Genomic DNA, 26,119 nt, shown 5'->3' with positions numbered 1-26,119 from the left:
GCGGCATCGTTTCCCGGCGCCTCATCATCCGGCCCCGGACCGGTCCCGACAGTGCACAAAAGGTAACCCCGTGAGCAAGAATTGCCTGACCGGGCATCCACAGCCAAAAGGGAGGTCATCATGCAGCCACCGATCAACATCCTGGTGGTGGAGGACGATCCCAACGTCTCCACCGTGCTCTCCGCGCGCCTGGAAAGCCTGGGGTACCGGATCTGCGCAACGGCCGAAACGGGATTGGAAGCCGTCAGCGGCGTATACCGCTACCACCCCGACCTGGTCACCATGGATATCCTGCTCAAGGGGGAGATGACGGGGATCGAAGCGACCGAGAAAATCTCTGAGGGTTCGGATGTTCCCGTCATCTACATGACCTGCCTTTCCGACCAGAAGATATTCGAGCGCGCCATCCGGACCAATCCCTATGGCTATATCATCAAGCCATACGACATCAATGCACTGCGGTCGGCCATCAGGATCGCCATGGTAAAGCATGCCGCGGCACGGGAGCGGGAACGACGGATCAGCCAGCTGCGCAAGGCGCTCGAGGAGGTCAAAACCCTGGACGGCCTGCTGCCGATCTGCGCCGCCTGTAAAAAAATCCGCAACGATGACGAAAACACCTGGCAGCAGATCGAGGACTACCTCGCCGGCCACACCGACGTTGATTTTACCCACGGCATCTGCCCCGAGTGCGCCCGTCGCCTCTACCCGGAGATCTATCGGAACAGGGAGTAGGCGGCCCGCCGGCCCATCCGGAATCCCGGGCCCATCTCTTTTTCCCGCATCCGCAACGGTCCGCGGCTGTCGCAGCCTGATCGCACGATCGTCCGGGACCCGTTGGTTCGGGCCGGTGGCTTGCCTGTTGACAGTCGGCGCATTCCAGCTGAAAATGATTGTATTGGTTCAATACAATGATCAGAAAGGGCAGGCAGTCACATGGCATACGAAACCTTACACCTGGAGGCAATGCCCGCGCTGACATCGCCGATGCTGATCATCGGTTTTCGGGGGTGGGGCAATGCCCTGGAGGTGTCAGCCGGCATGGCCGCCTACCTGGTAGAGACCCTGAAGGGTGTGCCCGTCGGCCATGTGGATCCCGACCGCTGCTATCGATACGACGAGAACCGGCCCCTGGTGAAAATCGATGCCGGCCGGCTGATATCGATCCAGCCCCCCGAGGGGCGCATTTACGCGATCGAAACCCCCACCGGGGAGAACGACCTGCTGGTGGTCGTCGCCGACGAACCCAGCCTGAACTGGTACCGGTTTTCCCGTGAGCTGGCGGACTGGGCGCAGCGGCTGGGGGCACCGGCGGTGATGACACTGGGCAGCATGTTCGACCATGTGCTGCACACGGACCGCATGATTTCGGCGGTGAGCACCGGGGGTGATTTTACAGACGTGTTCAACCGGCACCGGGTGACGCCCATTACCTACCACGGACCCAGCGCCATCCACACCCTCATTCTGGACGCCTGCCGGAAGCGGGCGCTGACCGGTGCCAGCCTCTGGTGCCACTGCCCGGCTTACCTGCAGGGCATCACCCACCACGGCATCATGCGCTCGCTGGCCCGATTGCTGTGCGAAATGGCCGCGTTCTCCTTGACCACGGACGCGCTGGAAGCCCGTTGGGAGGCCCTGGAAATCCAGATTCAGGCGTTGATCGCCGAAAATCCCAAAATCGAGGCCGTCATGGATCAGATCCGCCGTAAAAAACGCGACGGCGCCTGGCAGGATCCGGGATCAGTCGGCAGCGAGCATGGCAATGTGATCAACCTGAAAGATTTTCGCGATCCCTGAAGGAAGGTCCCTGAAAACGCCCCCGGCCTGAACATGGACCGTCACAGGCGATAGATCGTGGGTCTGTCGTCCACGTCGATATCGATACCGACCGTATCTCCGGTTTTGAAGCCGACCCGCTTGAAGTCCGGGACCACATCGTCATGGCGCTCCATGGACCAGTATACGGTCCACAGGGGATTCCGCACCGTGTCGATACCATAGGCATCGTGGCTGCAAAGATTCATGCGGAACTTGTCCCTGGCGATCAGGGTGTCGGCTTCGGACAGGAAAATATCGATCTCGTAGAGATTGTTGTGCAGGGCCTTGGACAGCTTCGCCTGCAGTTCGGGCGTGTCGTCCAGGTAATGGTTGGCGATCTGGTAAAGGTCAACCGGATCCTGAATGGCCAGTCCCAGCACGGCATATCGCTGGTGGCGCAGGGCAAAGGCCTCCAGATCCGCTTCATAGGCCTTGATGAAATCGATGATCCCGTCGATCGTCGCCTCCCCGGCCGGGTCGCCGTCCGTGACCATTTCCTCGCACCGGGAGATGATATTGATGTAAAAAGCCTTGTTGTCCATGACATACAGCGGCCGCTCCCGATAGTTTCGACGCTTTCGGATCCGCCGGATGCCGTCCAGGGTGATGGACCGCCGGCTCTCCTTTTCTTCGAGAATATCGATGCGGGAGATATCCTTGGCCTGCACCACGTGGATGCCGCCGTCGGCGGAAATGATATACTCGATTTCGCACCGGAATCCCAGATGGGCCTGAATGTCCTTGGACAACTGGACCAGCCGCCGGTCATGGGGCGTCCGCGTGATATAGGGCCCGTGCTGGACCTTGCGGATACGGTCCCGGCAATATCCGAATTCCCAGTGGCCGTGGATCCTCTTGGCCATGACGCTGGAACCGTCAACAAAGGGCATCACGATGACGCCCATCTGGTCCACATCCAGTTCCGGCGCATGATTGAACCGCTGCTGGCGGGCAATGGTCAGGTGCCTGCTGGTTCTGGCCAGCTTGATCATCTTGTTGCGGGCATACCGGATGCCCGCCACGTCGGCATAGGTCTCCAGTGAGTCAAACGTCCCCCCTTTGAAAAAACGCTCCGCAAGGTGGGCGCTGCGGGCGATCACCTTGAAACTCTTGCGGTGCCGCTCCAGAAACGATTCGAGGGCGGTAAAATCTTCCGTCTCGAAATGCTGCGCGGGGACATAGATAAAATCGGGGACATCAAAACCGCCCTGCTTGAGTTTTTCCAGCAATTCCGCTTTTTCAGGAACAGGGTGGGACATGGTACTCCTCCTTCGTGCCCGTCCGTCGACAGAAGACAAGGGTGCAGGTCAGCGAATGCCATCTTTTGATATTGACATTCTGGCGAAAAGTCTTTAATTAAAAACCGACCGATCATTCGGTTGGTTATTTTTGAAACAGGTAACACATGTCCAAACGGAATGCAATCCTTGCCGCCGCCACCCGGCTCTTTTCCCGAAACGGATTCAAGGGGACCTCTATGTCAGAGCTGTCCACCCTCACCGGCGCGGCGACCGGCACCATCTTTCACCACTTCAGGAACAAGGAGGATCTGTTCCTGCACGTATTGAAAGACGTCAAGGAGAGCATCCTGGACCAGTTCAACCGGCATCAGCAGAATCGCGGGGACCTGAACGGCATCGAAACGGTCGAGGGGGTGGTCGCTTTTTACCTGCACCTGGCCGGCACCATGGAAGACCAGTTCCTGATTCTTCACCGCCACTATCCCTACCAGATGGCGGAAACCAGTCTCGTGTGCCGCAGCCACCTGGAATCCATTTACACCTGCCTGCTGGACATCTTCGAAGAGGGGATCCAGAAAGGCATTCAGGACGGGTCGGTGGCGGTCGCCGCCCCGCGAAAGACGGCCATGGTTCTTTTTGCCATGGTCGACGGCATCGTCCGGCTCAACACGTATCGGGTCTACGATGCGGGCGCGCTTTTCGAGAGTTTGACCGTTGCCTGCCGCCGGCTGCTGACAGGAGGCCGCTAAACCGCCATGGCCAGCAGATTGTCATCCACATTTCTAAACGTCAGGCCGGACCGGCTGCTGCCTTTTCTGGAATGGCTGCCCGGCTACCGCGCACCCCATCTGAAAGCCGATCTGTTTGCCGGCCTGACCGTTGCGCTGGTGCTGGTGCCCCAATCCATGGCCTATGCCCAGCTGGCCGGCCTGCCTGCCTATTTCGGACTCTACGCGGCCTTCCTGCCGCCGGCGGTGGCCGCCCTGTTCGGGTCCAGCCGCCAGCTGGCCACCGGTCCCGTTGCCGTGGTTTCCCTGATGGCCGCCGTGGCCCTGCAACCGCTGGCCGCGGCCGGCAGCCAGGCGTATGTCGGGTATGCGGTATTGCTGGCGCTGATGGTGGGGCTGTTTCAGCTGGGCATCGGCCTGTTTCGACTGGGCCTGGTGGTCAATTTCCTCTCGCACCCGGTAGTCAATGGCTTCACCAATGCGGCCGCCATCATCATCGCCACCGGCCAGATCTCCAAACTGTTCGGCGTGGCGGTGGACAGCAGCGATTATCACTACCACACGATCATCCGGGTGATCCAGGCGGCCCTGCACTACTCCCACTGGCCCACGCTCATGATGGGTGGTTTTGCCTTCGCAGTGATGCTGGCCCTGAAAAAGATCAGCCTGCGGATTCCCAATGTGCTCGTGGCGGTGGCGGCCACCACCCTGGTCAGCTGGGCCACCGGGTTCGAACAGCGGGCCACCATGCCGCTGGAATCGGTGGTCGATCCTGACACCCGGGCATTGATCGTCCATTTCAACGCAGCCACCACCCAACTCGGCGGAATGGGCGCCGAACGGGCCCGCATCAACGCCATCCTCAAGCAGGCCAGAATTGAGGGCCACCGGATGATCGGCATCGACGCCCGCCGGGATCTGGAGGTCCTGAACTACCGGATGGACCTCAAGGCCAGGCAGGCCGCCGACTATCGGCACCAGATCCGCCGCCTGCTCTTTGAAGCCGGCCGGGGCAGGGAGGGAGCCCTCCGGTTTTATGCCAGGGGCCACCGCCCGGCCGACATGGAAAAAATCGGCGGCACGTGGCGGCTGAAGGTCGCCAACACCCCCCTGGATGCGTCGTCACTGGTCTTCAGCGGTGGTGGCGAGGTGGTCGGTGCCGTCCCCAGGGGGCTTCCCGACTTCTCTGTTCCCCAAATCGATGGCCACATCGCCATGACACTGCTGCCAACGGCCGTCATCATCGCCCTGCTGGGATTTATGGAGGCCATCTCCATTGCCAAGGCCATGGCCGCCAAAACCGGCCAGCGCATCGACCCGAACCAGGAACTCATGGGACAGGGGCTGGCCAATATCATCGGCTCGATGGCCCAGAGTTACCCCGTGGCCGGGTCCTTTTCCCGTTCGGCGGTCAATCTCCAAGCCGGGGCCGTATCCGGCCTGTCCAGCGTGATCACCTGCCTGGCGGTCGTGGCGACCCTGTTTTTCTTCACCCCCCTGCTCTATCACCTGCCCCAGAGCGTACTGGCGGCCATCATCATGGTGGCGGTGGCCGGACTGATCAACACCCGGGGATTTTTCCACGCCTGGCGCGCCCAATGGTACGACGGGGCCATTTCCGTGGCCACCTTCGTGTGCACCCTGGTCTTTGCCCCCCACCTGGACCGGGGCATCATGGTGGGGGCGGGGCTTTCGCTGTGCGTATTTCTCTACCGGAGCATGCGGCCCCACGTGGTGGACCTTTCCCTGGGGCTGGACAAGGCGCTCCACGACGCCGTGACCCACGGGCTGAAGGAGTGCCGCTACATCGACGTGGTGCGGTTCGACGGCCCCCTTTTCTATGCCAACGCCAGTTATCTGGAGGACCAGATCCGCCACCGGCGCAAAATCAAAAAAGAGCTCAAACACATTATCATCGCCGCCGAGTCCATCCACGACATGGACGCGTCGGGCCAGGAATCCCTCTCCCTGACCGTGGATCGCGTCAGAAGCGCAGGCATCGACATCTCCCTGAGCAGTGTCCACGATCCGGTGATGCAGGTACTGCGACGCACGCACCTGCTCTACAAAATCGGCGAAGATCATATTTATCCGACCCTGAAGCAGGCGATTCGCGCCATCCACAAACAGACCCATTCGGGCGGCAGTGAAAAAAACTGTCCGTTGACCTCGGTTCGAAGCTCAGGGATCAACAGCCAATCCAAAGGAGTTTAACGATGTCTGTCATTTCCATCTTCAGCGGCATTTTCTGCAGTGCGGACGCGGTCGTCCGGGACGTGATGGACAGCACCGGGTACCGGCTGGTCACCGACGAACAGCTCGTCCGCATGGCGGGAAAGACGTCAGGCATGCCGGAGAGCAAGGTCCGGCGCGCCTTTTCCGCCAAGACCTCGGTCTTCAACCCGTTCACCCATGAAAAAGAGTGCTCCGTTGCCTGCCTGCGCCTGGCCCTGGCAACCGAGCTGGAAAAGGGCCCTGCCGTGGTCCATGGCTTTTCCGGGCTGCTGATCCCCGCGGCCATCAGCCATGTGCTCCGCGTCTGCATCATCGCGGCCATACCCTATCGCCTCGAACAGGCCGGCGTCGTTCAGGGGCTGGCGGAAAAGGAGGCATTGAAACAGATCCACGCCCGGGATGCAGACAGCAGCAGCTGGGCCGAAACCCTCTTTTCGGCCAAAGATCCATGGGATAAAGCCCTGTACGACATGGTGCTCCCCATGAACCGGGTGAATGTGGCCAAGGCCGGCGCCCTGATCGAGGAAAACCTCATCAAGGACGCCGTCCGCCGCACCAACGCCTCCATGCTGGCCCAGAAGGATTTCCTGCTGGCCGCCACCGTGGAGATGGCCTTGTCCCGGGAAGGACACGATGTCTCCGTGGCGGCCCGCGGCGGTGAGGTGGCGCTGACCATCAACAAGCAGGTGCTGATGCTCACCCGCCTGGAAGAAGAGCTCAAATCCATCGCCGGAGCCATCCCCGGTGTCCACTCGGTAGAAACCCAGGTGGGCAAGGATTTTCACCAGGCGCATATCTACCGCAAGCACAGCTTCGAAATGCCATCCCGGGTGCTGCTGGTGGATGACGAGAGAGAATTTGTCCAGACCCTGTCGGAACGGCTTCAGCTGCGGGATATGGGATCGGCCGTGGCCTATGATGGCGAATCGGCACTGGCCCTGGTGGCCGAAGACGAACCGGAGGTCATGATCATCGACCTGAAAATGCCGGGCATCGACGGCATGGAGATCCTCAAGCAGGTCAAAGCCACCCGGCCGCAAATCGAGGTGATCGTGCTCACCGGCCATGGCTCCGAAGCCGATCGGAAGCAGTGCATGCAACTGGGGGCCTTCGCCTATATGCAAAAGCCCGTGGACATCGATGAATTAAGCGACATCCTGAAAAAAGCCCATGAAAAAATCCGCACATTCCATGCCTGAATCAGGTCGACGGACCCGCGGGGACCGGTCATGCTGAACCTGTCCAGACTGAAACCGCGTTTCTGGGATTATCAGGACGCGGCGGCCGGACCGGGAAGCGCCCATTTCAGCTTCCGGCGCAAATGGCTGATGATCGTCGCCTTCACCACGATGGTGACGCTGGCGCCGTTGCTGGTCATGACGCTGGTGGACTACCGGCTCACCCGGCAGGCCTTTGAATCCGAAGCGACGATGGGCATCTCCAGCATGGTTTCCAACACCTGGCGCAGCACATCCTTTCTGCTGTCCCAACGCCGGGCGGCCCTGCAATTCGTGGCCCGGGACAACCGCCTGTCGGACCTGCTGGCACCGGGAAGGCTGGCGGCCGTCCTTGAAAACCTTCAGGGCGGCCTGGGTGGATTCGTGGATCTCGATGTCATGGATGCCCAATGCACCCTGAGAGCGCATGCCGGACCCCATGCCCTTGAAAAATTTCCCGAAAAAACCGCCGTCTGCTACGATGGCGCCGTGGCCAATGGTTTTTTCATCAGCGAGGTGACGTTGCCCCGTGGACAGCAGCACCAGCTGGTGGTGGCAATCCGGCACGACCAGGCGCCCGGCAGCTTCTTTGTCCTGCGGGCAACCCTGGACGCCGGCCTGCTGGACGAGCCCATCGCCCGGCTGGACCTGCCCCCCGAGATTGACGCCTTTATCGTCAACGCCGATGGGATTTTGCAGACATCCAGCCGCCATTACGGCAACCGCTTCGAAAAGATTTCCCTGGAGGTCCCGGAACCCCTCGCCGGCACCCGGGTACTGAAAACCCGGGACCGGGACGGGCGATCCGTGCTCTTGGGCGTTGCCCTCATACCCGACAGCCCTTTTTCGCTCATGATGGTCCGGCCGGAATCGGGTATCATGGACCTGTGGTTCAAGCCCCGCCTGCGCCTGATCGGCTTTCTGCTCTTCAGCATCGCCCTGATCCTGGCATCCATCCTCGGTGTGGCCACCTACCTGGTCAACCGCATCCACGTGGCCGACCAGCGCCGGGTGCAGGCCCTGCACCAGGCCGCGTATGCCAACAAACTGGCATCCATCGGCCGCCTGGCCTCGGGGGTGGCCCACGAGGTCAACAACCCGCTGGCCATCATCAACCAGAAAACCGGACTCATCAAGGACCTGTTCACCATCAACCGGGACTATGCCGGCAACGAAAAACTTCTGGGACTGGTGGACGACGTCCTTGATTCGGTCCGCCGCTGCGGGACCATTACCCGGCGCCTGCTGGACTTTTCCCGGCACATGGAATCATCCATCGAAGCGGTCGACATCGAAGCCATCGTCCGCCAGGTACTGGCGTTTATGGAAAAGGAGGCCGAACGGCGGTGCATCGCCGTATCCGTATCGGTAACAGATACCATCCCGGGCATGAAAAGCGACCGGGGAAACCTCCAGCAGATCTTCCTGAACCTGGTCAACAACGCCTTTGCCTTCATGGGAGACGGGGGGCGGCTGGACATCACCATCGGCCGCCATGGGACGGCGCACGTCCGTGTGACCGTGGCCGACACCGGAAGGGGCATTCCGGAAGGTGATCTGAAGCACATCTTCGAGCCGTTTTTCTCCACCCGGCACGACCACGGGGGGGCGGGGCTGGGGCTCTCCGTCACCTATGGCATGGTGTCCGAAATGGGCGGCCATATCACGGTCATCAGCCGAGTGAATCAGGGCACCTGCTTTACGGTCACCCTGCCCCTCAACCCGCCGCGGGAGACGCCTGCAGCCGCATGTGCCATCCACCCGGCCGGCCACGCCGGCGCCGACGGCCGGTCGATTCAAAGGGAGACGACATGACCGACAATTCCCGGGCCCTGGCCATTGAGGGTATCCGCTTCTTCGGAGAGATCTCCGCATCCGTTACCCACGAGATCAAGAACGTATTGGCCATCATCAACGAAAATGCCGGACTGCTCCAGGACATGATCATGATGAATGAAAAGGGGATCCCCCTGCCCCCGGAACGCCTGTCGAAACTGGCCCAGGCCATCGCCGGACAGGTGGCCAGGGGCGACCGGATCGTCAAGGGCATGAACCGGTTTGCCCACAGTGCCGATGTGCCCATGGAGACCGTTGATGTGGGTGCGGTGGTTCATTTTATGTCGGACCTGGCCGGCCGGATCATCGCCATGAAGGGAAAGACCGTGCAGTTCGGGATGCCGGATTCGCCGGTGACCGTCGACACCAACCGGTTTTTCCTGGAAAACCTCGTGTGGACCTGCCTGTGCCGGGCCATGGACGCCGGCGCCCCGGACCAACCCCTATCCGTGGTGGCGGAAAAAATCGGCCCCGGCGCCCGGGTCCGCTTTTGCGGCCTTTCAGAAAAGGCGCTTGCCGGGAAAGCGGCCGAGCCCTCGCCCCGGGAATCCGTGGTGGCCCGTCTCCTCGGTGCCCGGCTGACCGCGGACGGGAAAAAGGGAGAAATAAGTCTTGTTATAACACCTGCCCCAAAAAAAACCCGGTCCATGGACCGGTGACATTTCAAGGGTAAAGAGAAAGGAGTACACCATGAAGGAAAAAGTATTGCTGGTTGACGACGAAGTTGAATTTCTGGAAATCATGGCCGAACGCATGCGCGCCCGGGACATGGACGTGACCACATCCACATCGGCCACCGAGGCGCTGTCCATGATCGCCGCCGAGTCCTATGACGCGGTCATCATGGATTTCATGATGCCGGAAATGGACGGCATCGAGGCCCTGAAGGCCATCAAGGAGAAAAGGCCGGAGATGCAGATCATCCTGCTCACGGGCCATGCAACGGTTGAAAAGGGTGTAGAGGCCATGAAGGCCGGCGCCATGGATTTTGTGGAAAAGCCGGCGGACCTGGATGCCCTGTCGGAAAAGATCAAAAAGGCCCACCACAAGAAAGCGGTGATCGTCCAGAAACAGAGTCAGGACAAGGTCATCGAGATGCTGCGCAAGTTCGGCATGTAAGGGGTTGAGGACCGGCGTAAACGTTCACGGTTTACAGTTATCGGTTCACGGTTAAATAAACAGAAGGCCGTGGATAATTTTGGGGGTCTGCTTTTGCGGATGTAGAGGTCTGGAAAAACCGTCCACTGTGAACCGATGACCGTGAACGATTACGAACCGGCTGCCAGCACCTTGGATTTCATCAGCTCGAAGACCGCCGGCCCCGAGGCAGCCGTCTCGGTCTGGCCCGCGGCAGCGGCCTTGAGGGTATCGAACCGCCCCTTGTCCCTGCTGCTCAACGACAGTTCCAGGCAGGTCAGGGTGTTGTGGACCCGGCTGAACATCACCAGGGGACCGAAGGTGGTCTCCCCGCCGGGCTTCCGGCCCACCTGGCCATACATGTCGTGGTGGTTCAGTGAAAAGGCCTTGGGCGCCGGGCTCAGCCCCAGCAGTTCGGCCAGCAGCATCAGGCTTTCCTGAACCCCCTGGGCGTATCCGTTTTCCAGGGACGCGGCCCCCTCCCCGGCGATGCCCTCGATATCGGCGGCGGTGAAGTCAAGGTCCAGGTCAGCGATGCAGATGTCCTGAATGGTCTTCAGGGACGCTTCCTTTTTGCTGACCACCACATCCTTGTCGTTGAGGATTTTAATGGCATTGCGGATGTTCACCATCTCTTTCACGGTGGGACTCTTTCTCAGGGCCACGTCGTCCACGGTGGTATGGTAAATGGTCAGGTCGTTGTCCAGCACCAGGATGCGCGTTTTTCCCGGGCCATCGGATTCCAGGAATAGCTGCAGATCCCGTTCCTGCCTGCGGGTCCAGGGGAAAAAAGCCACCAGCTGCCCCAACAGCGCTTTATCGATGCGCTTGCCGCTCTCCACCGGTCCGATGGCGCCGGTGATGGTCCGGACCAGCCGGTCGATCTCAATTTTCTTCAGCAGATTGTCCTTGTATGACATCGGATTCCTCCTTTTCAGCGGCCTGAGGGTTGCGGCCCGACTGGGGCAATCCTGATTTGGCATTTGACATCCGGCCGGAATATTCATATGTATATCGGCTGTTACGCTTTAGGCCCTGCCCCCTTTTTCGTTATGAATATCCATTTGGAAAGCTGCCACGCCGACGCTGTGAAAGCCGGCCATGCGCTGCCATGCCTGAGATGTGAAACAGGCCGTTTTCGGACTATCGGGAAAATAAGGACGGGGCCGCCGGCCACTTTTCGGCATCGGGACCGGCTTGCTTTTTTATTACGTCGAAAACAGGCCGTCAAGCAAGACAATTGTTGATGCACATGGACGACAACGGAACATCCGCGTTGAATCGGCGATCATTCTCAAACGAGACAGCAGCGGGGATTTCCTGAGAGAAAGGAGCCACCATGGAAGAATTCGTAACCCTCACCTACAACGGCCGGGAGATAGAACTCCCGGTGGTCATCGGCACCGAAGGGGAAAAGGCCGTCGACATTTCCAGGCTGCGCGCGGACACCGGCTTCATCACCCTGGATCCCGGCTATGCCAATACGGGAAGCTGCCTGAGCGCCATTACTTATATGGACGGCGAAAAAGGCATTCTGCGCTATCGCGGGATTCCCGTGGAGCAGCTGGCCGAGAAATCCACCTTCAAGGAGACCGCCTACCTGCTGATCAACGGCAAGTTGCCCAACCGGGAACAACTGACCCGCTTTTCGGTGATGCTCAACGACAACAGCCTGGTTCATGAAGATCTCAAGGCGTTTTACCAGAATTATCCCCGGGCCTCCCACCCCATGGGCATCCTCTCCTCCATGGTCAACGCCCTGAGGAGCTTTTATCCCGAACTGGGCACCCTGGAGGAAGAGATCACGATTACCATGACCCGGCTGCTGGCCAAGGTACGCACCATGGCCGCCATGTCCTACAAAATTTCCCGAGGCCATCGCGTGGTCTACCCCCGTCCGGATCTGACCTATTGCGAAAACTTTCTCAACATGATGTTCGACACGCCGGTGAAGCCCTACGAGCTCAACCGGGCAGCGGTCAATGCCCTGCGGGTGTTCTGGATCCTCCACGCCGATCACGAGCAGAACTGCTCCACATCGGCCGTGCGCGTGGTGGGAAGCGCCCGGGTCAACCTCTACGCCGCCATCTCCTCGGGGATTGCCGCGCTGTGGGGCCCCCTCCATGGCGGCGCCAACCAGGCGGTCATCGAAATGCTCACCGCGATCCAGGCCGACAGCGGGAACTACCTCAAAGCCATTGAACGGGCCAAGGACAGGAACGACCCGTTCCGCCTGATGGGTTTCGGGCACCGGGTGTACAAGACCTATGATCCCCGTGCCAAAATCATGAAAAAAGTATGCGATGAGCTTCTGGAATCCCTGAACATCAGTGACCCGCTCCTGGATATTGCCACGGAACTCGAGGAAGCGGCGGTAAAGGATCCTTACTTCATCGACCACCACCTCTACCCCAACATCGATTTTTACAGCGGAATCGTCCTGCGTGCCATCGGCATCCCCACCAACATGTTTACCGTGATGTTCGCCATCGGCCGGCTTCCCGGTTGGATCGCCCAGTGGAAGGAAAGTGTGGACGATCCCAAGTGGAAAATCTGCCGGCCCCGTCAGATCTACACGGGGGCCACGGAATACAATTTTGTGCCCATCCATGCAAGGGTGTAGGCACGACGCTTCGGGGCCGCTGGCCATCGCCGTGTCGGGCCAATGCCGCCTGCGGCCCTTCTTGGTTCGCCGGTACGGGCAATGATATGGCCGCAAAGAAGGAATCCATCGCCTGGCGGGCCGCCCCGCGGACAGCATGACCCTCGGGTCGATCATGGTGCGCCCGGGGGTCACCATGAAGGCGTCCTGCTTTGCCGCCGAATTGTTTTGACAGGCCGGCCGGCCATCACTTAGACTGAAATAGGGCGCCTGGCGTCAGGCCGGCTTGAGTCGCCGCGATTTTTTCGACCACCAACATTGCTTTGATGGACAGCCACCCGTTAACCGGAGGTATCGCCATGCTGGCAAAAGAGATCATGACCGAAAAACCGATTACTGTCACTCCGGACATGGAGATCTTTAAGGCCGCCAAAATCCTCCTGGACAACCGTATCAACGGCGTTCCGGTGGTGGACGACACCGGAAAACTGGTGGGAATCCTTTGCCAGAGCGACATCATCGCCCAGCAGAAAAAGCTTCCGCTGCCATCGCTGTTCTCATTTCTGGACGGTTATATCAGCCTCAATTCAATGAAGGGGCTGGAGAAGGAGGTCCGCAAAATCGCCGCCACTGCCGTCTCGGATGCCATGACACCCAACCCGGTCACCGTGGGTCCGGATTCGAGCATCGAAACCGTGGCAGCACTCATGGTCGATCATAATTTCCATACCGTCCCGGTGGTGGAAAAAGGCGTGCTGATGGGTGTGGTCGGCAAGGAGGATATCCTGCGGACCCTGATGCCCGTGGTTCATTGATGATGAAAGGAGGCCCTCATGGCAGTCAGTCAGATTGTATGCTGTACGGATTTTTCCGATCACGCTGAGATCGCTTTTGAAACGGCCCTCGACCTGGCGCAGCGATATCATGCCAAGCTTTTCGTGATCCATGTATTGCCGCCGGTGGTCAACCCCATGCTCACCGACACGGAATTGATACTGCCCGAGCATCCCGACGAAAACCTGGTGGTCAGCCTCAACGAGCGGATGCAGGATGTTTATGGCAACCGCATCCCCGATACGGTGGACGTCGAACTGGTGGTCCGGCACGGACACGTTTCCACGGAGATCATCCGCTTTATCGAGGAAACCGATGCGGACCTGGCCGTGGTGGGCGCTTTCGGCCTCAGCGGTATGGGACTGGTGTTGTTCGGCAGCGTGGCCAAGCGCATTTCCCACAAGGCGCCCTGCTCGGTCATGATCGTCCGCCATAAAAAAGCCTGACCCTGCTGATGGCGACAGCATCCGTACCATGAAAATACTGCTGGTCTACCCTTATTTTTTAGACAACCGCATCAACGAAGAGGACGTCAGTGCCGTCCCCATGGGCCTGTACTACATAGGCGCCATGCTTCGGGCCAACGGCTATGGGGTAGACCTTCTCAACGGCTACAACCTGGGCCGCGCGCCCCACCGCATCTACCAGGTGTTGGGAGACAAGCGGCCGGATGTGGTCGGGTTTTCCATCCTGCACGCCAACCGGTGGGGCGGCATCGACATCGCCCGCATGGTCAAAAAGGTCAACCCGAAGGCCTGCGTGGTATTCGGCGGCGTGGGGGCCACTTTCCTCTGGAAACATTTTCTGACCCATTTCCCGCAGGTCGACTATGTGGTTCGAGGCGAAGGCGAGGTCAGTTTTCTGGAGCTGATCCGCCACCTGGAACAAAAAAAAACCGCCCCCCCCACACACATCGACGGCATTGCCTTTCGAAAAGCGGGAACGCCTTTCAAAACAAGGGACCGGGAACCGGTGGCGGACCTGGACAGTTTGCCCATGCCTGCCGACCATTTCTCTTTTCAGCACCTGTCGCTCACACGCGGGTGTCCGGCGGGGTGCACCTTCTGCGGTTCTCCTGCTTTCTGGAAACGACGGGTGCGATTCCACAGCGCCGACTACTTCGTGACCCAGATGGCGAGGCTCCGGAAAAAAGGGATCACCTTTTTCTTCGTATCCGACGATACGTTCACCCTCAAACGGGAACTGGTGATCGCCATCTGCCGCCGGATCATCGCGGCCCATCTCGATATCGTCTGGGTGGCCATCTCACGGGTGGACTGTGTGGACGAGGAAATGCTCGGCTGGATGCGCCGGGCCGGATGCACCCAGATCAGCTACGGGGTGGAAAGCGGCAGCCGGAAAATCAGGGATCTTTACCGCAAACGCATCAGTGACGCAGCCATCTGCCGCGCCTTTGACATGACGGTTCGCTTCGGCATCATGGCCAGGGCCTATTTTATTTACGGCGCACCCGGCGAAACCGATCAGACCATCGATGAAAGCCTGGCCCTGGTTCGTCGCATCCGCCCCCTGTCGGCCATTTTCTACATCCTGGATCTGTTCCCCGGCACGGCACTGTACGACGATTTCAAGCAGCGCTCCGGCGCCACCGATGACATCTGGCTGGAACGGGTCGAGGACATGCTTTACTTTGAAACGGATGACGCAATGAGCCGCGAAGCGGTGCTTGCGTTCGGGAAACGGCTCAGAGAAGGTTATTTTGCCTCGCTTCCTGATTTTGCCGCCCGGATCGAGTTGGTGGACCAGCCGGACCTGTACCCGCTGCATGCCGATTTTCTATCCCGGCTGGCCCTGACATTCAGCCACGGCGATTTTGCCATGAATCCGCTGGTCAAAGACTGCCTGGCAACCGCCGTCATGCTGTTTGAACGATCGCTGGCCTACCATCCGGACCACCGCGCCTTCTGGGGGCTGGGTCTGGTTTACCAGCACCTTCGCCGGTTTGAGGACTCTGTGGCGATCCTGCAGCAGGGCATCGGCCATCACAAGGACAGTGTGGACCTGCACCTGGCCCTGGCCAACAGCCTGATGCGGCTGAACCGCCACCCGGAGGCACGCCTATGCCTTGATCGCTTTCCGGATCATCCCCAGGCGGTCGAACTGCTGGTCCGCTGCTGCCGGTTTATGGGTGACCGGGAAGGGGAACAGACGTGGCGGTCCCGACTGAAACGTCTCCAGCAGCGCTGACCCGTCCGGCCTGAAACCGGAATCCGGTCTTCAGCCCTCAGCCGTCAGGCTTTCCCGCAACAGCTTCCCGGCCCGGCACAGCCGGCGTGACCCGGAGAGGAACCGCAGCAGGCGGTATCCCCGGGCCCGGGCATGGCGCTGGACGGCGTTCCGGACAGGGATGAATGGGCGGCCATCAACTTTTTGACGTTGCCGCTGCCGCACCGCTCGCAATGGACGGTTGTCTCGTCGGAAAAAACCAGCATCTCGGCAACATGGCCGCAATCGGCACACAAAAAATCAAAAAGTGGCATGTTTCCCCTCCTGTTCCATCAACGCATGGCAGGGCCACGCATCAGTGTGCACACCCCCCGATCTGAACCCCGTGGTGGTGGCCGCAGACCTTTCCCGGGTCGAATACCGGCAGATTGCCGGCTTTGATCAGGCGGGCATTTTCCTCAACGGTTCCTTCAGCGGCCCGATAGACGGTAATACCGTCATTGTTGAGCTTTTTCAAGGCACCGCCGCCGATACCGCCCACCACAACGCCATCCACCTGACGCCCCCCCAGGGCGGACAGGGGATTGCAGGCGCCGTGATCGTGATCCTGATCCGGATTTTCGAAAGCTTCTATAGAGTCCGTATCCAGATCGACAAATACAAAAAAGGGCGCGGACCCGAAATGGCCGTGAACGTCACTGTCGAGGCCTTTGTTTTCTGCTACCGGAAAAGCGATTTTCATTTTGGTGCATCTCCCTCATAAAAGGTTAACCATTGCATGGCACTTGGTTGACTTCAGTTGGATAAGAGACCGGGCTTCCGGGCGGAACCGATCACCGGTCAACCGCCCCCCCGACCGCCACTACTTTGTCGACGGATTTAGTTATATAGCTCAAAATCAAGGCCGCTTCAAGGCTTAGATGGCAGGACCGGCGGTGGTTTCAGGCAACGGGCCCCGTGGGCATAAAATGGAAGATGTTGTTGCCTCTGCACCCCCTGTATGCTATATATTGAGGCAATCAATGATAATGGATCTTAAACCTGAACAAGGTCGAATGCTTCGGACCGCCCTATCCACCTTACGCCCCTTACCTGCGGCGCCATCCCCGCAACACTGCCTGGCGCCTCCCCGTAAACGGCTTTTTCCCCGGCTCATGGGTGTTGCCCGTTATTCTCGTTTCAGGACGACCCGTCCGGCAGCGGCACACGTCTTTTCATCCAGCGATCCATGGGATCCGCCGGCAACCATCCAAAATTTCCAGGAGGTGCGATGATTTCGTTTTCGCCGAGCAAACGAAAAATATTTGTACTGGACACCAACATTATCCTGCACGACAGTTCCTGCATCAACCAGTTCGACGAGCATGACATTGTCATCCCCATCGCGGTTATCGAGGAACTGGACCGGTTCAAGAAGGGAAAGGAAATTTTGAATTGCAACGCCAGGGAGTTCGCCAGGGCCCTGGATGCACTGACCGGGGACCGTATCTTCAACGGGGGGGTGCCCATCGGGCCGGGAAAAGGCAAGATCACCGTCTGCCTGGACCGGGAATTCCACGACAAGCTCAAGACCAACTTCTCTCCGGACAAGCCGGATCACCATATTCTCAACGCCGCCTACCACATCGCCTGTGAACAGGCTTTTGACCGGGTGTTGCTGGTCACCAAGGACGTCAACCTGCGCATGAAAGCCAAATCCATCGGCCTGATGGCCCAGGATTACAGCACGGATCGGGTCCAGGCCCCGGCGGATATCTACAAAGGCACCCGCGTGGTGGAAAACCTGCCCGCCGCGGTTATCGAGCAGCTCTATGCCAAGCCCTACGAAATGGACGCCGCCGGCCTGGATCTGGCGGCGCCCCTGCTGGCCAACGAATACCTGGTGATGAAAAACGGCAGCACGTCCGCACTGGGAGTCTTTCTCCCCCAGACCCGGTCGATCCGTCGCATCGACACCCGGGTCTGCTACGGCATTCGTCCCCGCAATGCCGAGCAGTGCTTTGCCCTGGATGCGCTGACCAGCCAGGAGGTGCCCCTGGTGACCATTACCGGCAAGGCCGGCACGGGAAAAACCCTGCTGGCCCTGGCCGCCGCCCTCGAAAAGCGACGCAACTACCGGCAGATCTTTATCTCGCGCCCGTCGGTACCGCTCAGCAACAAGGATATCGGCTTCCTGCCCGGAGACATCCAGTCCAAGCTGGACCCGTATATGCAGCCCCTGTATGACAACCTGTCGGTGATCGAAAACAGCCGGAACGGAAAAAACGGGAATGGCAACGGGCGCGGGCGCCGGGTGAAGGAACTGCTGGATGAAGAGAAGATCGTCATCACCCCCCTGTCCTATATTCGCGGCAGAAGCATCGTCAAGGTCTTCTTCATCGTGGACGAGGCCCAGAACCTCACCCCCCATGAGGTAAAAACCATCATCACCCGGGCCGGCGAAGGCACCAAGATTGTCTTTACCGGAGACATCTACCAGATTGACCACCCTTATCTTGACAGCCAGAGCAACGGCTTGAGCTACCTCATCGAAAAAATGAAAGGCCAGGCCCTCTACACCCACATCAACCTGGAAAAAGGGGAGCGCAGCGAACTTTCGGACCTGGCCATCAGCCTGCTTTGATCGACCGGGGATCCACGGCCTTGCTGATCCATGTTCAAATCTCAGGGGATGGCAAAAGGCCGGGGGCCGGGCTGGCATCGAGCCCCTCGAGGTATCTGGGGGCCAGGGTTTCGACCCGGTAGGCGTTGGCCCGAATGAGGCTTTGCCGCCGCATGGTTTCCTGCACGACGGGATCGATCAGCACCTCCAGGATGCTGTCGGCAATTTCCCGGACATCGCCGACCCCCACCAGCTTTCCAAAAGCCCCGTTTCCAAGGATTTCGGCAGGCCCGCCGGGACTGTCGGTACAAATCACCGGGAGGCCGCAGGCCATGGCCTCGACAATCACGTTGCCAAAGCCTTCATACCGGGAACACAGCACAAACACGCTGGCCTGGGGATCTGCCCCGAAGGGGTTGGCCAGCCACCCGGTAAACAGGACGTCCCCGGCGACCTTCAACCGGCCCGCGAGCCTTTCCAGCTGTTTGCGCAAGGGCCCCTCTCCGATGATCACCAACCGGGCATCCAGGGCCAACCTGACAATTGCGAATGCCCGCAACAGGGAGGGGAAATCCTTTTGTTCGACGAGACGGCCCTCGCTGATGATGACCCGTTTGTCCTGCGGGATGGGCAATGTCGGCCCTTTTGATCCATCGATTACCCGGTGATCGATAAAATTGTGGATCACCACCATCCTGCAGGAATCGACACCCACCCGTTCCAGGCTGGTCTTTACGTCTTTCGAGATGGCGATGATGCGGTCGGCCATGGGGTATGGGTTTTTAATCAACCAGAGCATGATCCGGCCCTTCAACCCGGCGTTGCCATACAGCCCCTGGGTAATGTTGCGGTGGGAGATACGGTTATTTCGTGCCCCCGCGAGGCCAGGTGGCTGGACAGCAGCTGGACGATCCGTTCCGCCCCCCCGCCTTTCAACGATGTGCTGAAAAGCAAAATTTTCATTTCAACAATCCACGCCTACAGCAATGATTTTCCGCCGGGCCTCAGCCGCATCAGGGTCGCTTTCACCAGGACGCCCTCGGGCCCCCGGTAAAAGAAACCGGCCGGAATGATGATGGCCGCAAAAACGAATGGTTTTAAATAGATGAAAAAGGACCAGTGATATGCCGGCCGGCCTGCACAATCAAGAAGGCGGCCAGCAACGAAGCGGAAGGCATCCACAGCGACCAGGCCAGTACCCGTTTCCACATCCGGGACAGGCCGATCTGCCGGAGTGCCGCAATGCCGCAGAACAGGACCGCCCAATAGCTGACCGAACTCGCCGCCGCGATTCCGAAGCCCCCCAGTCCAGAACAAAAAGAAACATATAGTTGCCCAGGATATTGACCAGCATCCCGATCACCTTGCGCCACACCAAAAGATTGATCTTCCCCTGGGCCTGGAAGATCTGCTCAAGGGGGCCGAGGATGATCATCAGGAACAGGGCCCAGGAAAAGCCGGCCAGCGCCCGGTAGACCAGGATCGTATCGTCGCTGGAAAACACCCCCCTTTCCAGCAGGACCGGAACGACATCCTTGCCCATCAGGATCAGGAAGATGCTTGCGGGAAGGGCCACAAAAACGGACAACGAAAAAAGATCGTTGTAGACCCTGTTTTTTTTTCCAGGGCGTCGTCCAATTCGGAGAAAATCGTAAGAAACGTCCCCCGCATGTTGAGCAGGCCGACCAGTAGAAAGGAGAACATCCGGCCATAGGCCAGGGCCCCCAGATTGCCCTTGGGCAAAAAGGAAACAAACCACCTGTCGGACAGGATGAGCAAGTAGTGGAAAAACTGGAGGGACAGCAGTCCGGGCCACCCAAAGGACTTTTGCCCTGCGGCTTTCGGTAAGAGTGCGACACCCCATTAATGGCGACCGCCCCGATCGAACGTTCTCACGGATGGCATCCGGGGCGGTTTCGGCATCCATCGGATTGCTGTTGTAAACCCGGCGAGTCAACAGGCGTGGTTTTGTCTTTCCGGAAGTGATCCGGCATCCGGGAAATACCGGGTGCCGGCTTCCGCCCGAGTGACGGATGATTGGAGTATTTATTTGTCGCAGTGATACCAACCTCGGATAAAGGCGGTGCGATTGATCTACTACCTGGTCACCAAACCGTTTTCGAACACGATCCGGTCGTTTCTGGCCACATGGGGAAAGGCACTCAAACCCAGGGTCCGGGTCATCCCTTACCACAAGGCCTTCAGGCAAAGGCACTTTTCTCCCGGCACGTATATTTTCTCAGATATAGAGCGGCTGTCGGTCCGTGAGACGGGATATGCCGCATCCATTCACGATGCGCTCACCGCCCGGTGGGGAAACCGGTTTAGGCTCCTGAACCATCCCACCCGGTCCATGAAACGGTACGAACTGCTGCGGACGCTCTACAATGCCGGTATCAATTCACACAATGTCTTCCGGGTCACCGAAGGACGACTGCCGGAGAGGTATCCTGTTTTTATCCGCGGTGCGGATGACCACGGGGGGGCGGCCACGGCACTGATCCATTCCGAAGCCGAATTGCGCAACGAAATCGACCTATTGGATCGGCGCGGCATCAGCAGGGAAGACAAAATCATCGTCGAATTCTGCGACACGGCCGACAGCTCGGGTATTTACCGTAAATATTCGGCCTTGAATATCGATGGGACCATCATTCCAAGGCATGTCTGTTCCAGCAGGGAATGGCAGGTCAAGTTTCCCGACCTCTCAAGCCCTGAGCTGATCCGGGAAGAACTGGATTTTATCTCCCACAACGGCCATCGGGCCGAACTGAAGCGGATATTCGCCCTGGCCGGCATCCGCTATGGGCGTATCGATTATGGCATGCGAAACGGCAGCATCCGGGTGTGGGAAATCAATACCTACCCGAGGATCGCCAGCTTTGTCAGCGCCGAGAATCCCGCCAGGGAGCGGACGCACAACCGCTTTATCGAAAAAATCAGGCAGGCCTTTGAAACCCTGGACAATTGCAGCGCAGCGGATGCGGGCAGAACAAAAAATCCGGTCAGAAAAGAGTTATATCGCCACAAGGCATTGGACCACGCCAAATACATCGGAGAGTCCATCCTCTTTCTGCTTCCACTTCCCCCCCGTCATAACGGGTTGATCCGGTCGAAACTGGTCGCCATTAAGGACCGGATAGTGAATTCTCAATAGATCCCGGCCATCCCAACCAGAGATTTCCATATACCGGAACAGGCCAACCGCATATGCTGAAAAAAATAAAAAAACTCTGGACGCTGAACCAAAAGGTTCGCTTCATGAAGTATTTGCGCGGCCGGATTGAACGGCTCCAATGGCGGAAGCTGAAGGCCATCATCGCCCATGCCCACGCCACGGTACCCTATTACCGCGACCTGTTTTCCCGCCACCACCTCAAGCCGGAGGACATCCGCTGCTTTCAGGATTTAAAAAAGATACCCCTGACCTCAAAAAAAGATATTGTGTCCCTGGACCGCAGCCGGATCACATCGGATGCCGTCGCACCCGATGACCGGTATGAAATGCGCACCAGCGGCAGCACCGGGGAGCCGTTCAGGTTTTTCCTGGACACGGCCTACGGTAAACAGGTCGGTCTGGACTGTATTCGCTCCAAACGCCTCCACGGGTTGCGCCCGACGGACAAAATCCTGCGGGTCGGCGGAGATGGCCCATGATTTCATGCGCGACAAGGTCTCCGAAGCGTTCCGGGCCCGGGTGATCGACCGGTATGCCACGGCCGAACTGGGAGTCGTTGCGGACAGCTGCGAACAGGGGGGCGGGCACCATATTTTTGAAGACAGCGTATATGCCGAATTTCCGGAGGTGGACGGAGTCACCTGCTTCGTGGGCACCAACCTGGACAACTATGCCACCCCTTTTATCCGCTACCATACGTTCGATGCCTGCAAGCCCTGGCCGGATGCCCCTGGAAGCCTCCGGCAAGATGCGGATCGTAAGATCCAATCTGAAAGGCCGCATCAACCATGAGAATTGAAAACCTGAGAAAAGAGTCCGGGGGCGACCGGCCGCGGGTATGCGCCGAAATCGTCTGGGAAGAGGCCGACCGGCCGGAACGCGACCTGTTTTTCGAGACCACCGCCCCGCCGGCCCATTGCCATCGAGTCCACCCGGGGGGATGCCCACCGCCGGCCCGCGATGGCGCCCCGGGCGGCATCCTTCTTGTCCGGCGGGATCGATTCCCTGGCCACGCTGCGGGACAAACGGATGAATTTTACGCCGGATCATCCCCGATGGATCCAGGACTGCCTGGTCCTGCACGGCTTTGACATCGGCGGCCGTGAAAACGGTGAGACGGAGTATCCCGTCTTCGACCGCACCGTGCAGCACCTGTCCACCGTGGCGAGCCAGGCGGGAGTATCGCTCATCCCGGTGTATACCAACGCACGGTTTCTGGATGACGACCGTCGGCGATTTACCCTCGAATACCATGGTGCCGTTCTTGCGGCAGCCGGCCATGCGTTCTCCAGGCGATTGACATCCGTGGCCATCAGTGCGTCCAAAACCTTTGAGGATGCGATTCCCTGGGTCCGATCCGCGGCTCGACGCCCATTTCAGCAGCACCGGCCTGCAGGTGCTGCACACCGGCTTTCAGTATTCACGGCTGGAGAAGGTAATAATGGTGGCGCAATGGCCCGCCGGCCTGGCCAATGTCCGGGTCTGCATCCGCAACCCGGTGGACCGGGTCAACTGCGGTCGGTGTCAAAAATGCATCCGGACGATGCTGGCGTTCTATGCCATCGGCAGGCTCCCGGAGGCCGTCACCTTTCCGGGAAGCGATATCCGGGCAGAACAGGTCCGGAGGCTCCGGTGGGGATTCTTCAGGTTCCACGCCCACTATCTGGTCGAGCTTTAGCCCTATCTGAGAAAAATGGGTCGGGATGACCTGGTGCGCGTGATTGAAAAACGGCGTCGCCAGTACACCCTTTTCTATGCAGGGGCCGAACGGCTGGGGCTGGTCGAACTCGCCAAAAATGTCGACCGCCGTTATTTAAAATCAATGATAACCGGTTGGCTGGGCAGGCTTTTTTAGTCGCCCATGGTCCGGAGACGCGCCGCCCTCTCCCAGATCCCGTATCGAAGCCGGTCGACACGGGCCTTCCCCTGAGGGTAATAAGTGTGCCCGACGGCGCCCTTGAACGCCCCCCTGGTGATGGGCCGGCCGGGACACACGTCCCGACACCACAATATCATGAGATCAGACCATGATACGCCCTGGCCATGTTTTTTGTGCAGCCATGGGGTGAAATGCCAGGCCCAGACAGGAAACGCCCCGCTGTTGACCACCGGCCAGCAACCCGTTATTTTATGGTTTGGGTTCCCGGTTTCACCATTTACGGATAAAGGCCTGTCATGAACTGTCCCCAGTGCGGCTGCGAACAAGCGGACGGCGGCAGCGAGTGCCCCCGCTGCGGCATTGTTTTTGCGAAGTGGCGCCAGCGGTGGACGTCGCCCCGTCCAGGAAGTGCGGCCGTACGGGAGGCCGCAGACGATACAGACAGGGAACCCGGTTTCTGGGAAACCCTGCTGTTTCACACGCCGGCCGAAGTCAACCCGATCCCATGGGGCGCCCGCTTGTTTCTGCTGGCCGTTCTCACCCTGTGGGGCGTTAAATTCATCTTCTCTCCCATCGACGCGCAGGCCACCCTGAGTTCCCTGTGGCACCTGATCAATCTGCCCTTTCACGAAGCGGGCCACATCTTTTTCCGCCCCTTCGGCCCGGTGATGACCAGTCTCGGCGGCAGCCTGATGCAGCTGCTCATGCCCGCCATCTGCCTGGTGGTGTTTCTGATCAAAACGCGGGACCCTTTTGCCGGATCCTTTTCCCTGTGGTGGATGGGGCAGAATTTTATCGACCTGGCCCCGTACATCGACGACGCGCGTTCGCTGAGCATGCCCCTTTTGGGGGGCAATGTCGGCAGGCACAGCCCCTACGGGTTTCACGACTGGGAGTTCATTCTCAGGGAAACCGGCCTGATCCGTTTCGATCACACCATCGCGCGCCTGTCCCACGGAGCCGGTGCGCTGTTGATGGCATCGGCCGTTGCCTGGGGAGCCTTCCTGCTCGTCAGGCAATATGGTATGCTGCAGCGTCGACCGCGATAACGACCGGCGGGTAACCCATAGGACCGTGTGAGGAGCAATGACCCCGAATTCAGACCTTACCGAAACAGCCGATCGGGTGGAGGCCGCCATTACCATGATGTCCCCCCTGCCCTTTGCCGCCGACCCGCTGCCGGGCATCGGCGGCACCATCAAGGCGGCCCCGGAGCACTTTGTGGTCGAGGAAGTACTGCCTTACGCCGCCTGCGGTGAAGGGGAGCATGTCTACGTCTCTTTCCGGCGAACCGGCTGGAACACTGCCGATGCCGCCCGCATCATGCAGAAACGCCTGGGCCTGGCACCGTCTGACGTGGGCTGGGGCGGCCGCAAGGACAAGACGGCGGTGGTCGTGCAGACCCTCTCCTTTCGCTGCGGTGTCAAGCATCCCCTGTCAGAAGTGAAGGATGCGCTGGCCGGCCTGCCCTTCGACATTCTTGCCATCGACCGCCATCTCAACAAGATCAAAACCGGCCACGTGGCCGCCAACCGCTTCACGGTCGTCGTCAGCGACCCCGTATCCGATGCGCTGCCCCGGGCACTGGCCATTGCCGACCGGCTCAAGCAGACCGGCGTGCCCAATTTTTACGGTCCCCAGCGATTCGGCCGCGACCTGCAGAACATCCACAGGGGGTTTGCTCTTTTCTCACCGGGGAAAAAGAGACCCAGGGACACGTTCATGGTGTCGGTGGTCCAGTCGGCGCTGTTCAACATCTGGCTTAAAAAACGCATGGAAACCGGCGACTACCGGCGGCTGCTGGCCGGAGACATCGTTAAGAAGACCGACACGGGAGGCATGTTCATTGTCGATGATCCGGTCATCGAAGGGCCACGATTCGCTGCCGGCGAGATTGTCTACACCGGACCCATTTACGGATTCAAAATGAAAGCGGCCCTGAATGCCGCCGGTGAACGGGAGGCGACGTTTCTCGATCGGTTCCATCTCACCCCGGACGATTTCCGGCGGCTGCGCGCACCCGGATCGCGACGCGAAGCCATCCTGCATATGACGGACCTGGAAATCACCGAGGTGGACGACGGTCTTTGTTTTTCCTTCACGCTTCCGTCCGGGGCATACGCCACCACGGTCCTGCGTGAATTCACCAGGCAGGTATAGCGGATGGCCATCGATACCGGCCCGCAACCCCCACGAGGACACCATGCAACGACGACTGATCAGTTCAGGATCCCCATTTGAAAAACCCATCGGTTTTTCCCGTGCCGTACGGGTGGGAAACACGATCGCCGTCTCGGGGACGGCTCCCATTGCCCCCGGCGGCGGCACCGCCTATCCGGGAGACCTCTACCGCCAGACCCTGACCTGCATCGAGATCATCAAGGATGCCATCGAAAAAGCCGGCGGCGGCCTGGAGGATGTCATCCGCACCCGCATCATGCTGGTCGACATCACCCGCTGGCAGGAGGCGGCCAGTGCCCATGGTAAATTCTTCGGTGACATCCGCCCGGCCAGCACATTCGTGGAGGTCAGCCGCTTCATCGATGCGGACTGGCTGGTGGAGATGGAGGCGGATTGCGTGGTGGCATGACAGGCTGCCGCCCCCTTGAACCCGCATCTCTT

The 26,119-nt window shown here is 59.6% G+C and carries 27 protein-coding genes; 21 read left to right on the top strand and 6 right to left on the bottom strand.

All coding sequences use genetic code 11. The annotated features are described in order from the left end of the window. The first annotated feature begins 120 nt into the window (after positions 1-120). Positions 121-735 (top strand): response regulator, encoded by a 615-nt coding sequence (locus tag DSCA_RS27295; RefSeq protein ID WP_155319452.1) that lies wholly within the window; start codon positions 121-123, stop codon positions 733-735. Positions 736-936: 201 nt separating this feature from the next. Continuing rightward, positions 937-1,800, top strand: coding sequence for a PAC2 family protein (locus DSCA_RS27290; RefSeq protein ID WP_155319451.1), 864 nt, complete (start codon positions 937-939; stop codon positions 1,798-1,800). A 41-nt stretch (positions 1,801-1,841) separates the two neighbouring features. Here DSCA_RS27290 and DSCA_RS27285 read toward each other — a convergent pair whose 3' ends face one another. Then, a complete protein-coding gene (locus DSCA_RS27285) occupies positions 1,842-3,080 on the bottom strand; it encodes a hypothetical protein (protein WP_155319450.1) in 1,239 nt (412 codons plus the stop codon). Between the two features lie 146 nt (positions 3,081-3,226). Between DSCA_RS27285 and DSCA_RS27280 the strand changes: the two genes are divergently transcribed. Genes DSCA_RS27280 through DSCA_RS27255 form a run of 6 tightly spaced genes read left to right on the top strand, consistent with a single transcriptional unit; the run spans position 3,227 to position 10,197 of the window. Next, positions 3,227-3,811, top strand: coding sequence for a TetR/AcrR family transcriptional regulator (locus DSCA_RS27280; RefSeq protein ID WP_155319449.1), 585 nt, complete (start codon positions 3,227-3,229; stop codon positions 3,809-3,811). A 6-nt stretch (positions 3,812-3,817) separates the two neighbouring features. Next, positions 3,818-6,004 carry a SulP family inorganic anion transporter gene (locus DSCA_RS27275; RefSeq protein WP_155319448.1) on the top strand — a complete coding sequence of 729 codons (2,187 nt, stop codon included), beginning with the start codon at positions 3,818-3,820 and terminating at the stop codon, positions 6,002-6,004. 2 nt (positions 6,005-6,006) lie between these two features. After that, the gene (locus DSCA_RS27270) at positions 6,007-7,224 is read left to right on the top strand and encodes a response regulator (protein ID WP_155319447.1); all 1,218 of its coding nucleotides are present in this window, start codon (positions 6,007-6,009) and stop codon (positions 7,222-7,224) included. 30 nt (positions 7,225-7,254) lie between these two features. After that, positions 7,255-9,057, top strand: a complete 1,803-nt coding sequence (locus DSCA_RS27265; RefSeq protein WP_155319446.1) for a sensor histidine kinase — start codon at positions 7,255-7,257, stop codon at positions 9,055-9,057. Continuing rightward, positions 9,054-9,737: a sensor histidine kinase gene (locus tag DSCA_RS27260; protein ID WP_155319445.1), complete on the top strand. Its 684-nt coding sequence runs from the start codon at positions 9,054-9,056 to the stop codon at positions 9,735-9,737. The genes DSCA_RS27265 and DSCA_RS27260 overlap by 4 nt, the downstream gene beginning before the upstream one ends. 31 nt (positions 9,738-9,768) lie before the next feature. Continuing rightward, positions 9,769-10,197 (top strand): response regulator, encoded by a 429-nt coding sequence (locus tag DSCA_RS27255; protein WP_155319444.1) that lies wholly within the window; start codon positions 9,769-9,771, stop codon positions 10,195-10,197. A 149-nt stretch (positions 10,198-10,346) separates the two neighbouring features. On the opposite strand, the gene DSCA_RS27250 is transcribed toward DSCA_RS27255, so the two are convergent. Beyond that, positions 10,347-11,135, bottom strand: coding sequence for a hypothetical protein (locus tag DSCA_RS27250; protein WP_155319443.1), 789 nt, complete (start codon positions 11,133-11,135; stop codon positions 10,347-10,349). A 419-nt stretch (positions 11,136-11,554) separates the two neighbouring features. Between DSCA_RS27250 and DSCA_RS27245 the strand changes: the two genes are divergently transcribed. The 4 genes from DSCA_RS27245 (at position 11,555) to DSCA_RS27230 (ending at position 15,859) form a co-directional block, all read left to right on the top strand. After that, the gene (locus DSCA_RS27245) at positions 11,555-12,838 is read left to right on the top strand and encodes a citrate synthase (protein ID WP_155319442.1); all 1,284 of its coding nucleotides are present in this window, start codon (positions 11,555-11,557) and stop codon (positions 12,836-12,838) included. Positions 12,839-13,176: 338 nt separating this feature from the next. Next, positions 13,177-13,632 (top strand): CBS domain-containing protein, encoded by a 456-nt coding sequence (locus DSCA_RS27240; protein ID WP_155319441.1) that lies wholly within the window; start codon positions 13,177-13,179, stop codon positions 13,630-13,632. A gap of 18 nt (positions 13,633-13,650) precedes the next feature. Next, complete coding sequence (locus tag DSCA_RS27235; RefSeq protein ID WP_155319440.1) at positions 13,651-14,097, top strand: universal stress protein; 447 nt, start codon at positions 13,651-13,653, stop codon at positions 14,095-14,097. A gap of 28 nt (positions 14,098-14,125) precedes the next feature. Beyond that, on the top strand, positions 14,126-15,859 hold the full coding sequence (locus DSCA_RS27230) for a B12-binding domain-containing radical SAM protein (RefSeq protein WP_155319439.1): 1,734 nt from the start codon (positions 14,126-14,128) through the stop codon (positions 15,857-15,859). Positions 15,860-15,903: 44 nt separating this feature from the next. Here DSCA_RS27230 and DSCA_RS27225 read toward each other — a convergent pair whose 3' ends face one another. Further along, positions 15,904-16,152, bottom strand: a complete 249-nt coding sequence (locus DSCA_RS27225) for an FmdB family zinc ribbon protein (protein ID WP_155319438.1) — start codon at positions 16,150-16,152, stop codon at positions 15,904-15,906. 41 nt (positions 16,153-16,193) lie between these two features. Further along, positions 16,194-16,580, bottom strand: a complete 387-nt coding sequence (locus DSCA_RS27220; protein WP_155319437.1) for a NifB/NifX family molybdenum-iron cluster-binding protein — start codon at positions 16,578-16,580, stop codon at positions 16,194-16,196. Positions 16,581-17,108: 528 nt separating this feature from the next. Here DSCA_RS27220 and DSCA_RS27215 point away from each other — a divergent pair. Further along, positions 17,109-18,461, top strand: a complete 1,353-nt coding sequence (locus DSCA_RS27215; RefSeq protein WP_155319436.1) for a PhoH family protein — start codon at positions 17,109-17,111, stop codon at positions 18,459-18,461. A gap of 34 nt (positions 18,462-18,495) precedes the next feature. On the opposite strand, the gene DSCA_RS27210 is transcribed toward DSCA_RS27215, so the two are convergent. Both DSCA_RS27210 and DSCA_RS33080 read right to left on the bottom strand, forming a co-directional pair. Beyond that, positions 18,496-19,272 carry a glycosyltransferase gene (locus tag DSCA_RS27210; protein WP_269434691.1) on the bottom strand — a complete coding sequence of 259 codons (777 nt, stop codon included), beginning with the start codon at positions 19,270-19,272 and terminating at the stop codon, positions 18,496-18,498. Positions 19,273-19,584: 312 nt separating this feature from the next. After that, positions 19,585-20,304, bottom strand: a complete 720-nt coding sequence (locus DSCA_RS33080; RefSeq protein WP_331457176.1) for a lipid II flippase MurJ — start codon at positions 20,302-20,304, stop codon at positions 19,585-19,587. A 225-nt stretch (positions 20,305-20,529) separates the two neighbouring features. On the opposite strand from DSCA_RS33080, the gene DSCA_RS27200 reads away from it, so the two are divergent. The 8 genes from DSCA_RS27200 (at position 20,530) to DSCA_RS27165 (ending at position 26,087) form a co-directional block, all read left to right on the top strand. Continuing rightward, positions 20,530-21,597: a hypothetical protein gene (locus DSCA_RS27200; RefSeq protein ID WP_155319433.1), complete on the top strand. Its 1,068-nt coding sequence runs from the start codon at positions 20,530-20,532 to the stop codon at positions 21,595-21,597. Between the two features lie 104 nt (positions 21,598-21,701). After that, complete coding sequence (locus DSCA_RS27195) at positions 21,702-22,097, top strand: phenylacetate--CoA ligase family protein (protein WP_155319432.1); 396 nt, start codon at positions 21,702-21,704, stop codon at positions 22,095-22,097. 4 nt (positions 22,098-22,101) lie between these two features. Further along, positions 22,102-22,410, top strand: a complete 309-nt coding sequence (locus tag DSCA_RS27190; RefSeq protein ID WP_155319431.1) for a hypothetical protein — start codon at positions 22,102-22,104, stop codon at positions 22,408-22,410. Positions 22,411-22,954: 544 nt separating this feature from the next. Next, positions 22,955-23,296 (top strand): hypothetical protein, encoded by a 342-nt coding sequence (locus tag DSCA_RS27185; protein ID WP_155319430.1) that lies wholly within the window; start codon positions 22,955-22,957, stop codon positions 23,294-23,296. A gap of 15 nt (positions 23,297-23,311) precedes the next feature. Beyond that, positions 23,312-23,473, top strand: coding sequence for a hypothetical protein (locus DSCA_RS27180; protein WP_155319429.1), 162 nt, complete (start codon positions 23,312-23,314; stop codon positions 23,471-23,473). Positions 23,474-23,793: 320 nt separating this feature from the next. Beyond that, positions 23,794-24,546, top strand: a complete 753-nt coding sequence (locus tag DSCA_RS27175) for a zinc ribbon domain-containing protein (RefSeq protein WP_155319428.1) — start codon at positions 23,794-23,796, stop codon at positions 24,544-24,546. A gap of 37 nt (positions 24,547-24,583) precedes the next feature. Continuing rightward, positions 24,584-25,657 (top strand): tRNA pseudouridine(13) synthase TruD, encoded by a 1,074-nt coding sequence (gene truD, locus DSCA_RS27170; protein ID WP_155319427.1) that lies wholly within the window; start codon positions 24,584-24,586, stop codon positions 25,655-25,657. 43 nt (positions 25,658-25,700) lie between these two features. Continuing rightward, positions 25,701-26,087, top strand: a complete 387-nt coding sequence (locus DSCA_RS27165) for a RidA family protein (RefSeq protein WP_155319426.1) — start codon at positions 25,701-25,703, stop codon at positions 26,085-26,087. Positions 26,088-26,119: the final 32 nt, after the last annotated feature.

Source organism: Desulfosarcina alkanivorans (assembly GCF_009688945.1).
In the GTDB taxonomy this organism is placed as follows: Bacteria; Desulfobacterota; Desulfobacteria; order Desulfobacterales; family Desulfosarcinaceae; genus Desulfosarcina; species Desulfosarcina alkanivorans.
Note: the sequence above shows the minus strand (reverse complement) of the source record. Positions and strands in the feature narration are given on the sequence as shown.